This is a genomic window from Marinobacter sp. G11, from assembly GCF_021282325.1.
Taxonomy (GTDB): Bacteria; Pseudomonadota; Gammaproteobacteria; order Pseudomonadales; family Oleiphilaceae; genus Marinobacter; species Marinobacter vinifirmus.
Genome location: NZ_JAJSPB010000037.1, coordinates 18,632 through 33,083 on the forward strand (window position 1 = coordinate 18,632; position 14,452 = coordinate 33,083).

The window sequence follows — 14,452 nt, forward strand, 5'->3', positions numbered from 1 at the left end:
TGTTGTAAATTACCCGTTCAGCGCCACTGTTCGGGTATGGCATAACTGACGGTGAGTATGGATCCGTCACGCTCTATTTCTATATCCAGCTGGCTCTGGTTCCGCCAGTCATCCAGCAACGCCTTGTCCTGTTCTACATCACCCAGGCGCTGGCCGTTAATGGCTGTAATGACATCTCCCGGGCGCAGATTGACCGCATTCAGCATCGGGTTGGAACCATCATACACATAACCCGACTGCCCGGACTCGTCTGCCGGGCTCAAACCGTAGGCTGCCAGCGCTGCTGTGCCTTCGGAATCCAGCCTGGCCCGAGCATCGGCAAGATAGGAGTCTGGCGATTGTGCCGCCTGTTGCGGCTCTTCCGCAACCATTGCCTCCACTCCGATGTCTTCCTCGAACGCCAGGGATTCATATCGGCCCCCCCGGCGCAACAAAATCCTTTGAGGCTCTACTTCCGCTAACTCCGCGTTGCCTGGCAGCGTATCCCCGACCCGATAATACTCGGTTTCGCCGTTACTACCGGCGACAATGGCTCCGGACTCTTCCGGCACCGGACCAATCAGCACACCTTCAAGTTTCAATCGAAGGCCGGTTTCGGGTGCCGAGCGGCGTACAACATCCGCCACGCCAGCCTGCCCTTCCGGCCGCCCGAAAAACTCGTACCCGGCCACCGAAGCCAGCTCACCACCCGCCGACCCTGACGCCGGACCACCGGCCTGGCCGTATATCTCCGGAACCGGCCGGTCGTTCCAGGCGAACAACCAGGTGATCTTCGCCAGCTCAACACCAAGAACCACGACCAACACCACCAGCAACAGATTGGCGACCAGCCGCGCCATGCGCTCCTGAACCTGTACCGACAAACCTGCCACCTCAGAACCCTCCGGGCAGCAGCGGCTGCCTGACCCGGAAGACTACATCATCCGGGCTTGCGGAATCCGACCAGGGTTGTCCTGCCAGGTCCACCATGCGTTTGTACACGCGAATCCCCATCATGCCATCGCGGCCTATGCTGGCATCGGCTGCCGGGCCGCTGGCACCCTGCTCGGCGATGGTCAGGGCGACTCCGTCTGCCACGGTATCCAGGTTGGCCTGCATGGGCGGGAACCGTGCCTGGCCGGTGTCGTTACCCATGGGCCAGGTGACCAGCCCTCCGGGCCAGCGCCCTGAACCTTCCGCCTGCTGCAAACGGTTATCGGCCCAGGCCACCTGAAAACGGTCAACCGATACCTGCCCTTCTATCATCGCACCACCGCTCTGGCGAATCAGTTCCCTGAATTCGGCCACGGTAACGGCACCCTTGCCGCTTACTTCAAAATTAGCGGGCCAGCCCAAGCTGGCAAGACCTTCAATGCGGGATTGTGACGAAGACACTGAAAATTCGACAGGCAATGCCAGTTCCGTGACCGAAGGCCAACTTAACTGCCAGTGCACCCTTGCCGGGAAGCCTCCGAGGTTCAACCCGGCGGTGCCATTCCAGAGTTGCCCGGAAACCTGCTGCACCTGAACCTGGGGTGGTAACTGGATATGCCCGGAAGCCTTGTGCCAAAGCCATCCGGCAGGCACCCAGAACACCAGCGTTACCCCATAAACCACAAGGCCGAGCAGCAGCAGAAGAATAAACTTGCCGGGGCCAAGGAAGGATTTTTTCGGGGATTCGCTCATTGCATCCTGCACATTTAAAAACCGGTAGCCGAGTCTATCAAAGCCACCCTGCAAGTTCATGACAAAAAAACGAAAAACCCCGCGCCAGTGTGAACCAGCGAGGGGTTTCTCAGGGGTAGATCGGGCCAAGCCTCAAAAACTGAGACCTGGTCGGGATCTGGCCGGCATTACATCATGCCGCCCATGCCTCCCATTCCGCCCATACCACCCATGTCCGGCATGCCGCCGCCGGCTTTCTCGTCTTCCGGCTCGTCTGCAACCATCGCCTCGGTGGTGATGATCAGAGACGCGACAGAAGCCGCAGCCTGCAGTGCAGAGCGGGTTACCTTGGCAGGATCCAGGATACCCATCTCCAGCATGTCGCCGTATTCTTCAGTGGCAGCGTTATAACCGTATGCGCCCTGGCCTTCTTTTACCTTGGCCACTACAACGGAAGATTCACCACCGGCGTTGAATACGATCTGACGCAGCGGAGCTTCCATGGCACGACGCAGGATGTTAACACCGGCCTTCTGCTCTTCGTTGATGGCATCAACCTTGTCCAGCGCAGCGATAGCGCGGATCAGGGTTACACCACCACCGGCTACGATGCCTTCTTCAACGGCAGCGCGGGTAGAGTGCAGCGCGTCTTCAACGCGAGCCTTCTTCTCCTTCATTTCCACTTCAGAACCGGCACCGATCTTGATGACGGCAACACCGCCAGCCAGCTTGGCTACGCGCTCTTGCAGCTTCTCTTTGTCGTAGTCAGAAGTGCTGTCTTCGATCTGCTTGCGGATCTGCTCAACGCGGGCTTCGATGTCACCCTGGGCACCAGCACCGCCGATAATGGTGGTGTTTTCCTTGGTTACGTTGACACGCTTGGCAGTACCCAGGTCATCCAGAGTGGTGTTCTCCAGAGTCAGGCCTACTTCTTCGGAAATCACAGTACCACCGGTCAGGATGGCGATGTCCTGCAGCATTTCCTTACGACGGTCACCAAAGCCCGGCGCCTTGACGGCGTTGACTTTAACGATGCCACGCATGTTGTTCACAACCAGGGTTGCCAGCGCTTCGCCTTCGATGTCTTCGGCGATGATCTGCAGCGGCTTGCCTGCCTTGGCGACAGCTTCCAGCACCGGCAGCAGTTCGCGGATGTTGGAGATCTTCTTGTCTACCAGCAGGATGTACGGGTCATCCAGTTCAGCAGACATGTTGTCCTGGTTGTTGATGAAGTACGGGCTCAGGTAACCACGGTCGAACTGCATACCTTCGACTACGTCCAGCTCGTCTTCCAGGCCACGGCCTTCTTCAACAGTAATAACGCCTTCTTTACCTACACGCTCCATGGCGTCGGCAATGATGCGGCCGATTGTCTCGTCGCCGTTGGCAGAGATAGTACCAACCTGGGCGATGTTGCGGCTGTCGTCGCAAGGAGTTGCCATTTCACGGATGGCCTTTACGGCTTCAGCGGTGGCTTTGTCGATGCCGCGCTTCAGGTCCATCGGGTTCATGCCGGCGGTTACCGCCTTGATACCCTCACTCACAATGGCCTGGGCCAGAACGGTTGCGGTGGTAGTGCCGTCACCGGCGGTTTCGTTGGCCTGGGAAGCAACTTCCTTGACCATCTGGGCGCCCATGTTTTCGAACTTGTCTTTCAGTTCGATTTCCTTGGCTACGGAAACACCGTCTTTGGTTACAGTCGGAGAACCGAACGACTTCTCCAGAACCACGTTACGGCCTTTCGGGCCCAGCGTTACCTTTACGGCGTCTGCCAGAACATTTACACCTGCAACCATGCGTTTGCGGGCGCTATCACCGAACTTAACGTCTTTTGCTGCCATGTCTTCTATTCCTGTTCGTTAAACCGAAGTTGAATCAGATCGGGTTAATGAGCGTTCGTGCTTATCGCGGTTGCGATCACTCAAGCACGCCGTAGATTTCGCTTTCGCTCATAATGAGCAGCTCTTCACCATCAACCTTAACGGTGTTACCGGCATACTGGCCGAAGACCACGGTGTCACCCACCTTGACCGCCAGTGCACGGGTTTCGCCGTTATCCAGAACACGGCCGTTGCCTACTGCAACAACCTCGCCCTGGGAAGGCTTCTCTTTGGCGTTACCCGGCAGCACGATGCCACCCGCAGTTTTCTCTTCTTCTTCCTTACGGCGTACGACAACACGATCGTGGAGCGGACGAATTTTCATTGCTCTGTTTCTCCAGTAGTCAGATTAATGTGGCAATGACAATTGCATGTTAAAAAATGTCTGGCCGGAACCCCGGACCGGACAAATTGCCCCGGCATCCAAGCCACTGATAGACAGTAGTTTTCAGCCTGAGACGAATCTGTGGTGAGTTAATGGGGTTGCCGGAAACGTTTTCAACACCCATGAACGAAAAATTTTTCACTTTTTTTCGAGGCGATCGCGGTCTGTCCGGGTCTGATCCTGGTACTCGCCCTCGATAATGTCGCCATTGGCGTCCCGGGATTGATAGAAAAAACTCCGGCTGTGAACCTGCCCGGCCACGGTCATCCGCTTCAGCGCCTGCGCCGCCAGCCAGTGCCGCGTACCCGGCAACAAACACAGAAAACCAAAGGTGTCGGTAATGAAGCCCGGAGTCAGCAACATGGCACCACCCACCGCAAGAATCAGCCCTTCGGCCACTTCCTTCGCCGGCAGTTCGCCACTGTTGAGCCGTTCATTCGCCCGCAATAACGTGGCCAGCCCTTGCTGGCGCAACAACCAGGCACCGATTACCGCAGTAAGAAAAACCAGCCCGACGGTGTTCAGCACGCCAATCAAGCTGCCGACCTGAATCAGCACCGCCAGCTCGGCGATAGGCATAACGATGAAAAGAAAAAAGAAAACGGGCAAAATGCCTCCCATAAAAACGACGCAGACACACAGAACGTAGAACCACTTCTGACTTTAATTAGGGCAAACCATGAAACTTCAAGACTCGGTAATTGCAATCACCGGCGGTGGCCAGGGCCTCGGCCGCGCCATGGCGGAATACCTGGCAGCCAAGGGCGCCAGGATCGCCCTCATCGACCTGATGGAAGACAAACTGGCAGAGGCTGCCGAAGCCTGCAAAAAAGCCGGTGGCGATGCCAAAACTTACGTCTGCAACGTGGCTAAAGAAGAGGATGTAGAGGCTACCTTCCAGGCCATCATCAACGACTTCGGCCACCTGAATGGCCTGGTAAACAACGCCGGCATTCTGCGCGACGGCCTGCTGGTGAAGTTCAAAGACGGCAAGCTGGAAAAGCGCATGGAACTGGCACAGTGGCAATCCGTCATCGACGTCAACCTCACTGGCGTGTTCCTGTGTGGCCGTGAAGCCGCCACCCGCATGATCGAAAACGGTGACCAGGGCGCCATCATCAACATCGCCTCCATCTCCCGCGCCGGCAACATGGGCCAGAGCAACTATTCTGCCGCCAAGGCCGGCGTGTCTGCCCTGGTTCCGGTCTGGGCCAAGGAGCTCGCCCGCTACGGCATCCGGTGCATGGGCATCGCCCCGGGCTTCATCGAAACCGAGATGACCGCTTCCATGAAGCCGGAAGCCCTGGAGAAAATGACCGCCGGCATCCCGCTCAAGCGCATGGGCAAGCCGGAGGAAATCGCCTCCGCGGTGGCATTCATCCTGGAGAACGACTACGTCTCCGGCCGCATGATCGAGGTGGACGGCGCCCTGCGCCTGTAACCCGGCCAAACCCGGAGCTCTGAATGAACGAGTCCGAAAAGGAACCGACTAAAGAGCAGAAAATCTGGCAAGTCGTGGCCGCCATTCCGCAAGGAAAGGTGGCCAGCTACGGCCAGGTCGCCGCCATGGCCGGCCTTGGCCGCCAGGCGCGCTTCGTTGGCCGGGCGCTGGGCAAACTGCCCGCCGGCCACAGCATCCCCTGGCACCGGGTTATCCGCAGCAACGGCCAGATCGCTTTTCCACAAGGCACAGAAACCTGCCGGCTTCAAACCGAGAAGCTGAGACTGGAGGGGGTGGAGGTGTATAAAGGAAAGGTAAAGATGAAGGACTTTCAGTGGCAGCCTTAGGAACCACTCAGGCCTGCCCCAAGCCCGATTCAAGCGCCCTGGCCTGAGCCTCAAAATCTTCAGGACGCTTCTTTCGAAACATCTCAAGGTTGCTGAGTTTCCAACGCAGTGCTGGCAATTCTTGTGCGTGACGACACATCAAGAGCGACCAATCTGGCTCAGCACGAGCCAAGCCAATCAGAAACTTCCTTTGTGAGTCCGTTAACCTCACAACCAGCTCTCGCTGCAACCGAGCCCGGGTCTCAGTCAGGGTTTCTAGCGAGCATTCGACTTCGCTCATACCAACAAATGCTCTCTCGAATTCATTGGCGATATTCTTCTCATTACAGAAAATAACTTCGTGGGATGGGCGGTTATGCCCCGCAAGATAGACGACAAAGCACTCAATCATCCCCTCGGTGATGCCGCCGGATTCATACAGCTGCCAAACGTCAAACAAATCCCGAGGGTGCTGTCGATCAAGCGCAGCGACCAGCTTGCCCCCGTAAAGCTCATCAGGCGCCAGTATTGGAAGATCGAACTCAACGCTAAACCGATCGCTCGTGCGCGCACTCAACCGGCGCCGCTCTGGAGGCAACACGCTACCGCGAAAGACGACGTTGACTTCGATTTTGACCTGACTGGCTTCGCTTTCGACGATCAGCTTGGTATCGCCAAGATTTCGGGCAGGAATCAGTCGCGCATGCAGCCCGAGCTTAAAAATGCGTTCACTGATGGCCGCCAGCTGCTGGTTGACGTCTCGCAAAGCCTCATCCCGGGATTTCTCCCGTGGAAGATAAACAACATCAATATCAACCGATAACCGGGGCATATCCCGAAGAAACAGATTGATGGCAGTGCCACCTTTCATCGCGAATATATCGTTGGCAAACACCTCCGGCGCCACGGTTAATAACAGGTGCACCGTGTCAGCGTATGTTTTGTACATACTAATCCCTATCCTTGGGGGTTGAGGCTGAGCAATGTGCCATCATCCAGCCTGGTCATCCAGCGGGAGGAACTGCCGGTACGAACCGGAAAGTCCTCCAACAAAGCATCAACATCCACTAATTCAGTTTCTCTTGCCCAGGTAAGATACAGGCGCACCGCTTTAACGCTCGTGCAACAGGAAAGCAGATTACCGAGAACCTGCTTTCTGGGTGAGCGCAGACCATCGAAGAGATTACGGGCTTCCTCGAGACTCTGTTTCACACCGACTTCATAAAGAAGCTCAAGAACCGCTCGCTCCGGACACGCGACAACCACATGCTCGGGCAATCCCGGCGGCGTGGTGAGAGTCTTTGTTGCCAGCTCGTTATCCGACCACTCAAATAATCGCGCATGGCAGTATCGTGAAGGGAAACGGGAGGTAAACCAGTCTGGCAAGGTATAACGCTTATCTCCCCACAGCACACAGCTCTCCGTACTGCCCAGATTATGCCGAACCCCCTGCAGCGCCAAAGCGCTCTTTCCGCCGATGTGCAACCCTGCAACTCGGTTCTGCAACAACTTCAAGCCGCCGAAGATATCAAAATTGTCATTCGGGAAAGCATAGACCCCATGCCCCAGCCGAGCGAGCCAGCCGGCCTCTACATACTGAGCCGCCAGCTGCGGTGAAACTCCAAACTGGGCCAAGACAGACAAATCGAAAGGCCCGCCTCGGGGCAGTTCAGCCTGCAAACGTTTGAGTACCTGGTGTCGTGAAAATCCACTCATACTCTAAAATTAGCACACCATCTAATCGCCGCAAAGAAAATGCTTAGATCGTGCCAAAATAATCTTCTTTGAATATATTTATAGAGCCAATTCTAATCGGAGAATTTTAGGGACGGGAGAGAAGAAAAGTGCAGGGAAAACCTTGAAATTGATTTCAGTGGCAGCCCTGAGCCGAAAGCCCAGGGCCGCACTGATATTACTGCAGACTCAGATCAAACCGCCTTGGCAGCAATGATCTTGTCGTGCCACTCAACCGGGCCGGTCTGGTGGACGGAGCTGCCGCGGGAATCTACCGCTACGGTGACCGGCATGTCTTCCACTTCAAACTCGTAAATGGCTTCCATACCCAGCTCTTCGAAAGCCACAACCTTGGCACCCTTGATGGCCTTGGACACCAGGTAAGCAGCTCCGCCTACGGCCATCAGGTACACCGCGCCGTGCTTTTTGATCGCGTCGATGGCAACCTGGCCACGCTCGGCTTTACCGATCATGCCGGTCAGGCCGGTTTTCTCCAGCATGGTGTCGGTGAACTTGTCCATACGGGTAGCGGTGGTGGGGCCAGCCGGGCCAACCACTTCTTCGCGAACCGGATCAACCGGGCCCACGTAATAGATGAAGCGACCTTTCAGATCCACCGGCAGCTCTTCGCCGCGCTCGATCATATCCACCATCTTCTTGTGGGCAGCATCACGGCCGGTCAGCATCTTGCCGGACAGCAGAACAGTCTCACCCGGCTGCCAGTCTTTCACGTCTTCCGGTGTCACGGTGTCCAGGTTCACGCGGCGAACATTCTCGCCCACTTCCCAGGTGATTTCCGGCCAGTCGTCCAGGCTCGGCGGCGTCTGCAGGGACGGACCAGTGCCATCCAGCACAAAGTGCGCGTGGCGGGTAGCGGCACAGTTCGGGATGATAGCCACCGGCTTGTTGGCGGCGTGGGTCGGGTAGTCTTTTACCTTCACATCCAGAACGGTGGTCAGGCCACCCAGACCCTGGGCGCCGATGCCCAGATCGTTTACCTTCTCGAACAGCTCAAGTCGTAGCTCTTCAGCACGGCTGGAGGCGCCACGGGCCTGAAGGTCGTGAATATCGATCGGGTCCAGCAGGGCTTCCTTGGCCAGTTCCATCGCCTTCTCGGCGGTACCACCAATACCAATACCCAGCATGCCAGGCGGGCACCAGCCGGCACCCATCTGCGGAATCATTTTCAGAACCCACTCCACCACAGAGTCAGACGGGTTCAGCATGGCGAATTTGGACTTGGCTTCAGAGCCGCCGCCCTTGGCTGCCACGTGGATTTCCACGGTGTTACCCGGCACCATCTTGTAGTGGATGATGGCAGGAGTGTTGTCCTTGGTGTTCTGGCGCTTGCCGTCCGGGTCTGCCAGCACAGAGGCCCGCAGTACGTTGTCCGGATGGGTGTAAGCGCGGCGAACGCCTTCGTTGATCACATCGTCCAGCGCCATGTCGCACTCGAACTTCACATCCATACCGATGTTCACGAACACGGTGACAATACCGGTGTCCTGGCAGATCGGGCGGTGGCCCTGGGCGCACATGCGGGAGTTGATCAGAATCTGGGCCATGGCATCCTTGGCCGCCTGGGACTCTTCCCGCTGATAGGCCTCGTATACGGCCTGAATGAAATCCTTCGGGTGGTAGTAGGAAATAAACTGCAGCGCATCGGCTACGCTTTCGATCAGGTCGTCCTGGCGGATTACGGTGGTCATAGTCGCCTCATCAGCTTTCTGATTATGGGAATGGTGCGGAACTGCCAAGGCAGCCCCTGCCTTTAAATAAGGAAGCGAGAGTTTACCAGAAATTCCCGCTGGCGCGTGATGCGACGGAAGGCGAACGGCGCTATTACCTGAAACGGCAAAATCTATGGCCCGTTCCGTTCATATTCGCAACAAATTGTTAAAAGCGGCGTTTCTGTGCACCCGGCCACTCGACAAACCCCTCACAGCCCACTATTTTTCAGGAAGGCCACTCCAACCGTGCGAGGAGGGATTCCAGAAGCAGAATCACACTTTTGGCTGATCAACACTTGCCACTCTGTCGCTATAGTCAAAGCTACAGAAATTGGCTAAACGTGCTGGCTACAATTTCAGACAACCAAACAGACAAGCAGAACAGGCAAAAGAGCGGAATTCAGGGGCCGACCGGTTCCGTCTAAGCCGGATATAACGAAACAACAACAGGAAAAGGTTCCAACCATGTTCAAGAAAACTCTAATAAGTCTTGCCGTGGCTTCTTCCCTTGGGTTGACTGGCTGTTTTGACAGCGCTTCCAGTGGGAAAAATGCGAATCCGGATTATCAGATCAGTAATCCCGAACTGGATGGCAAAACCTGGCCTCTTTTTAACCCTGTGACCGGAGCCCTGCCGCTCCCAAATGACCTTATATTCAAATCTGACGATAGTACGACTGCAATTAACGAAGCAGACGGCTCCTTCAGTGTTGCGGATTCCTCTCCACCAGTTACCTCTGCGCTGAACCAGCTAAGTGGGGCTTCAACGATTGCTCCGCCAGTTGTTCAGTTTAACGGGAAAATTGATCCGAACTCGGTAGACTCCCGAGCATTCGTTTTGGCTGATCCGTCTGATCCAACAACGGTTATTCCTAATCCGAACCAGAACGTATTTTTGATTGAACTTGAATACGCAGGTGGAGACCCCGTTAGAGGGCTCGGAGCAGGTGAATCCCCAACTATTCCACTTGCGATTACTGCCCAGGTAGCCGCAGGTGTGGCCCCGCAGGATCTTAATGGTCGCAATCAGGCCCAGGCCGCGGGCTACCTTTACAGCCTCACTCAAGCTCCTGAGTATATTGCAGAAACAAAACATCTTTTAGATGGCGACTCGATTATCCGGATCAATCCAACGAAACCACTAAATCCTTTCAAGCGATATCTCGTGGTCGTCACCAATGAGGTTCTGGACATAAATGGAGACCCCATCGTTCAAGCTCCAATTTACCGCGATGTAGCCGACCCCGATCGAGTTCTGGGCAACCCAGCTGCCTTAGCACCGGTTCGCCGCATCGTCGATGGTTTCTGGGAGAAAGTCGCAGCCAGTTTCTTTGGTGTACCCAACCAGGCCAGACCTGCTGAGGCGGCGCTGACCGAGGAAAGCATTGCTCTGTCCTACAGCTTTACGACATCAAATGATCAAAGGGTGCTTCAGTACATTGCTGATCCAAAGGCATTCTTCAAGGAAACTATTCTTGGCTCAGTCCGGTTTAACGCTGTAACAACTGCCCGAACTGATGCAGAAAATCCCATATCCGACTTCTTTGCGCTTTACACCATTGGCAACAACGCTGTTGCCGCTGCAGAGCCAACAGCCGATGGCCAGGCAACTGCCCTAGTCGGTGCGTTTACAGCCGCAAACCTGCTGCCAACCCCAAGTGACCGGAGTTCAACAGCAAACTTTGGCGCCCCGCAAGACGTAACCCAAGTCTCCGCTATAGCAGATCAGTTCGTGGACTTCGGAGATGTCAATATTGTTCAGGGCACCATCGACTTACCTTACTACCTCGGCATCCCAACAGGGTCATCAGATGCTGAGGGCTCTGTAATCAATACCAAGAGCTGGGAAGCGAACGCTGCATTGGCAGCCGCCGCGGGCGATCAATTGGGCGTTCAACTGGCACAGTCAGACCCAGAAGTCAGCAAGGTGGTTAACTACCGGTTCCCGTTCCCGGCCAAAACCGATGATGTCAAGGTACCGATAATGGTTCTTTACCCGGCAAGTTATGACGGTAGCGCGCCTCTGGAGACCGTCATGTATATGCATGGCATTACCACGGACCGAAGCGCTGCATTGACATTTGGCAGTGCCATGGCGAAGAACTCTAACGTTGCGGTCGTCGTAATAGATCAACCGGCTCACGGTGTCACACCATTCACTTCGGAAGAACAGACCGGATTGGCCAACCAGTTGCTTACAGCTGGTCAGGCAGCTGGACTACCCGAAGCACTGACCCCGAACGAAGCTAACATTCAAGCCGTCATTGGTGGACAACTTGCTACCGGCTTTCTGACCCAGACTCTCATCAGCCTTGGCCAGACTGACGAGGCTGCAGTTCAAATAGCACCAGGTGCAGTTGATGCCATCGCCGGTGGCGCAAGCTCCGCAACAGTCCTCGGGGTTGCTGATCCGGTTCAGGCCGCTCAACTCAACGCCGTTATTCGTTCGTTACGCTCCTTCGAGAACACAGTTGCCAATGCTGGCTCGACCGTTCCAGGCATTCCCAAAACAGAGCATGAGCGGCATTTCAACTTCACGGCAAGTGCGGCTAACCAGCCGACTGCGATGACAGCTACATCAGGCTCGTCTGGAAGCCTGTTCATTAACCTCACAAACTTCACCAATTCCCGCGACAAAAATCGTCAAGCGGTTGTTGACTTGCTTAATGTTAGAGCATCGCTTGCGAGTCTTGATTTCGATGGTACGACTGGTGCCGATCTGGATGCAGGCAATGTTTATTTCGCTGGGCACTCCCTCGGCACTATCGTTGGAGCACCATTTGTAGCGGTTGCTAACGCCAGCTCCACACCAACAGACGACATCATCGCTGCGCAGCTGTTAACACCTGGCGCAGGTGTTGTTCGGATGCTGGAAAACTCCCCGACATTCGCACCACAGATACTAGGCGGGCTTCAAAAAGTAGCGGGGCTGGAGCAGGGTGACGCAAACCTGGAAACATTCTTTAACGTATTCCAGGCGGCGATTGACTCGGTTGATCCGATCAATTTCACTGCAAGCCTGAATGCAACTGTAACTCCAGTACTGCTGTCACAAGTCAATGGCGACACCGTAATCCCAAATGACCCATTGACCGCTCCACTAGGCAATGCGTTTGATGCTTACCTGTCAGGATCCGAGCCGTTAGCAAAGCTTTTGGGTGCGAATACAGTAACTTCAGCACCAACAGCTCTATCCGCAATCACACGCTATACTGCAGGCACTCACGGCACGCCTGTTCTACCACAAGGTGGTGCGGACGATGTGCGGGTATTCAGTGAGATGATCGGACAGACTGCATCAATGATTGCCACTAAAGGCGGTCAGGTGATTCCGAATGTATCAGGCAATGATCCGGACATCACACAAATCATCCAGCAAGACTAATCTAAAACTTATCTTTTGATTGTAATATAGTGAAAAAAGAGGAGGGGGCTAATACCCCCTCTTCTTTTTTATCCACGTAAATTATTGATTGAACGCCCGGGCCGGCGACCTCGACCCGAGTACACCCTATCGATGCCTTTAACTTCAGTCACGGTTCGTGATTGTCACTGTCCCGTTTGGTATCAGATTGGCCTCAATCTCACCTTCGGTGAAAAACAGCTTTCGGTAGTTTTTCTCAGAATACCTCTGCGCCTGATCGTTAAAGTACGGCGACATCTCATTGCTCGACTGCGAGTAACTCAGCAATCCATAGGCCTGAGGGCCATCATCGGCAAATTCCAGACCAAAGTGCCAACTGGTCCCCCTGGCCATACGCCACCCTTCCCCTGGTTGATCTGACAAACCGGCAGTATTCGAAAGAACGTTCGCAGCTACCCGCGGGAATACTGTATCTTCGGCAACAGGAGAGGTAACCACACCAATTGCGTTAAAGGCGCCATCAACTGAACCATCTCCTCCGTGCCAGGGGAACGAATGCAACTGGTCAACCGCAACCCCTCCCGGGGGCACACCACCGCTGGCCTGATAGTACTGCACATCACCCAAAGCTGCGTCGTACTCAATACCGACAGAGTCTAGTGCTTCCAGTCCTTCAGCGAGGGACATCAACATCGCATCACTGGAAGTTCCTTTACCCACTACCGAAGGTGATGCCGGAGTCATCACCGGATCTTGAGGATTGAAGGGGGTCGTTAGGTCTGAGCCGAAACTATTCCTGTAATTTGCGATGAATACCCTGAACACATGCGCGCCAACGCTCTCCACATCATAAACACCGTTCCATGATTGCAGCACATCACACGCCGAGCTGACCGATCTTAAGCCACCCGACGCGAGGCTCACCTGATTGTTGCCAATGATTTCACAACGTTCGCGCAACTCAGGTAAAAACTCCTCCGCATACCAGGTCCGGTTGTTGTAAATAACGCTAATCAGATCAATTGCTCCAAACTTTCCGTCCTGTCCTGCTGGCGCAGTCGCGGCATATCCCGGATTCAAAGGGTTTTGCAGCATTTTTATTCCGATGCGAGTTCTTGGATTAAGCGGAGTCTCCTCAGATCCGAAAAGGGGAGAAAACCCGGTCAGGAAGACTTCAGGATTAGTCGCCCAGTAGCTGTCATTCGAGTTCTGAACCCAATCATTCCGTAATAACTGAGGGCGCTTTTCATAAGGAACTAACCCGTCGCACTCTCCTTCCAGCCAGTCATCTCTGGACTTACTTCCGTCAAGCAAAGTAAGCCCAGACGTGAACAGCAGATCGTATGACGGGCTGACCTTTCGCTTGAAATCAATTACTGCCAGCGATGCATCAGAAAGGTGCGGCACAGAACTGCTATCAATGTAGAAAGCGTTCCCTTGATCGTCCGCATAAGTGGTATTTGTCCAGAAAGTAGTCCCACAATTTCTGAATACTGCCTAAAACTCCTCAAGGGTCGTTGCACGACTCATTTTCAGCCATGTATCTAACAAGCGCTGAGTTGATGCGTTTGCATCTCGGTACGTATACGCAGTGCCATCCACTCCCCACTCCTGCAACCCACCCCCTGTAACTACGTTTGCGGCAAGCATCGGGCCATACTCAGAGAAATAGAAAGTCTTCTCAAGTAATGTCGGATTCGGCGAACCATTATTCACCTCAATCCGATAGGTTTCAGATGTTATCGGTCGCTCCTGCCCATCTTTGATATAGGTAAAGTTATCGCCTTCTTTAAGCTTGAGTTCTTACAGCGTAAAACGACGACTAGTGTTCCGTCTGGTTAATCCCTAAGCGAAAATGTGCTACAATTCGAGCTATTATTTACGAGCTCGGAGACTCTGTTTTGGCCCGGAAACCAGCACCCTTTAATCTTACGGTAAACGATCAACTC

Annotated in this window: 11 protein-coding genes and 1 pseudogene; 3 read left to right on the top strand and 9 right to left on the bottom strand. The window is 54.8% G+C overall.

Annotated elements, in window-relative coordinates; genetic code table 11:
* Window positions 1-17: 17 nt before the first annotated feature.
* From LWH94_RS17080 to LWH94_RS17100, 5 genes are all read right to left on the bottom strand, one after another.
* Entirely contained in the window at window positions 18-872 is an 855-nt protein-coding gene (locus tag LWH94_RS17080) for a type II secretion system protein N (protein WP_232903016.1), read from the bottom strand.
* Between the two features lies 1 nt (window position 873).
* A complete protein-coding gene (gspN, locus tag LWH94_RS17085; RefSeq protein ID WP_232903017.1) occupies window positions 874-1,665 on the bottom strand; it encodes a type II secretion system protein N in 792 nt (263 codons plus the stop codon).
* A 167-nt stretch (window positions 1,666-1,832) separates the two neighbouring features.
* Window positions 1,833-3,485 carry a chaperonin GroEL gene (gene groL, locus LWH94_RS17090; RefSeq protein WP_058341198.1) on the bottom strand — a complete coding sequence of 551 codons (1,653 nt, stop codon included), beginning with the start codon at window positions 3,483-3,485 and terminating at the stop codon, window positions 1,833-1,835.
* 76 nt (window positions 3,486-3,561) lie between these two features.
* Entirely contained in the window at window positions 3,562-3,849 is a 288-nt protein-coding gene (gene groES / locus LWH94_RS17095; RefSeq protein WP_022989343.1) for a co-chaperone GroES, read from the bottom strand.
* Window positions 3,850-4,047: 198 nt separating this feature from the next.
* Window positions 4,048-4,518, bottom strand: coding sequence for an FxsA family protein (locus LWH94_RS17100; protein WP_058341242.1), 471 nt, complete (start codon window positions 4,516-4,518; stop codon window positions 4,048-4,050).
* Between the two features lie 70 nt (window positions 4,519-4,588).
* Between LWH94_RS17100 and LWH94_RS17105 the strand changes: the two genes are divergently transcribed.
* Together LWH94_RS17105 and LWH94_RS17110 are read left to right on the top strand one after the other, a co-directional pair.
* Window positions 4,589-5,350 (top strand): SDR family oxidoreductase, encoded by a 762-nt coding sequence (locus tag LWH94_RS17105; RefSeq protein ID WP_232903018.1) that lies wholly within the window; start codon window positions 4,589-4,591, stop codon window positions 5,348-5,350.
* Between the two features lie 23 nt (window positions 5,351-5,373).
* Window positions 5,374-5,697, top strand: coding sequence for an MGMT family protein (locus LWH94_RS17110; protein WP_232903019.1), 324 nt, complete (start codon window positions 5,374-5,376; stop codon window positions 5,695-5,697).
* Between the two features lie 7 nt (window positions 5,698-5,704).
* Here the strand turns inward: LWH94_RS17110 and LWH94_RS17115 are convergent, their stop codons facing one another.
* From LWH94_RS17115 to LWH94_RS17125, 3 genes are all read right to left on the bottom strand, one after another.
* Window positions 5,705-6,625, bottom strand: a complete 921-nt coding sequence (locus LWH94_RS17115) for a nucleotidyl transferase AbiEii/AbiGii toxin family protein (RefSeq protein WP_232903020.1) — start codon at window positions 6,623-6,625, stop codon at window positions 5,705-5,707.
* Window positions 6,626-6,633: 8 nt separating this feature from the next.
* Window positions 6,634-7,392 (bottom strand): type IV toxin-antitoxin system AbiEi family antitoxin domain-containing protein, encoded by a 759-nt coding sequence (locus tag LWH94_RS17120; RefSeq protein WP_269802653.1) that lies wholly within the window; start codon window positions 7,390-7,392, stop codon window positions 6,634-6,636.
* 212 nt (window positions 7,393-7,604) lie between these two features.
* Entirely contained in the window at window positions 7,605-9,119 is a 1,515-nt protein-coding gene (locus LWH94_RS17125; RefSeq protein WP_058341195.1) for a fumarate hydratase, read from the bottom strand.
* A 486-nt stretch (window positions 9,120-9,605) separates the two neighbouring features.
* On the opposite strand from LWH94_RS17125, the gene LWH94_RS17130 reads away from it, so the two are divergent.
* Complete coding sequence (locus LWH94_RS17130; RefSeq protein WP_232903022.1) at window positions 9,606-12,524, top strand: hypothetical protein; 2,919 nt, start codon at window positions 9,606-9,608, stop codon at window positions 12,522-12,524.
* A 144-nt stretch (window positions 12,525-12,668) separates the two neighbouring features.
* Here the strand turns inward: LWH94_RS17130 and LWH94_RS17135 are convergent.
* A pseudogene (locus LWH94_RS17135) lies at window positions 12,669-14,291 on the bottom strand (penicillin acylase family protein); the annotation flags it as partial.
* Window positions 14,292-14,452 lie beyond the last annotated feature (161 nt).

Excerpts from the sequence above, each read along its gene's own strand:
- LWH94_RS17120 (WP_269802653.1), bottom strand. The coding sequence starts at position 7,392 with ATGAGTGGATTTTCACGACACCAGGTACTCAAACGTTTGCAGGCTGAA.
- groL (WP_058341198.1), bottom strand. The coding sequence starts at position 3,485 with ATGGCAGCAAAAGACGTTAAGTTCGGTGATAGCGCCCGCAAACGCATG.
- groES (WP_022989343.1), bottom strand. The coding sequence starts at position 3,849 with ATGAAAATTCGTCCGCTCCACGATCGTGTTGTCGTACGCCGTAAGGAA.
- gspN (WP_232903017.1), bottom strand. The coding sequence starts at position 1,665 with ATGAGCGAATCCCCGAAAAAATCCTTCCTTGGCCCCGGCAAGTTTATT.
- LWH94_RS17130 (WP_232903022.1), top strand. The coding sequence starts at position 9,606 with ATGTTCAAGAAAACTCTAATAAGTCTTGCCGTGGCTTCTTCCCTTGGG.
- LWH94_RS17115 (WP_232903020.1), bottom strand. The coding sequence starts at position 6,625 with ATGTACAAAACATACGCTGACACGGTGCACCTGTTATTAACCGTGGCG.
- LWH94_RS17105 (WP_232903018.1), top strand. The coding sequence starts at position 4,589 with ATGAAACTTCAAGACTCGGTAATTGCAATCACCGGCGGTGGCCAGGGC.
- LWH94_RS17125 (WP_058341195.1), bottom strand. The coding sequence starts at position 9,119 with ATGACCACCGTAATCCGCCAGGACGACCTGATCGAAAGCGTAGCCGAT.
- LWH94_RS17110 (WP_232903019.1), top strand. The coding sequence starts at position 5,374 with ATGAACGAGTCCGAAAAGGAACCGACTAAAGAGCAGAAAATCTGGCAA.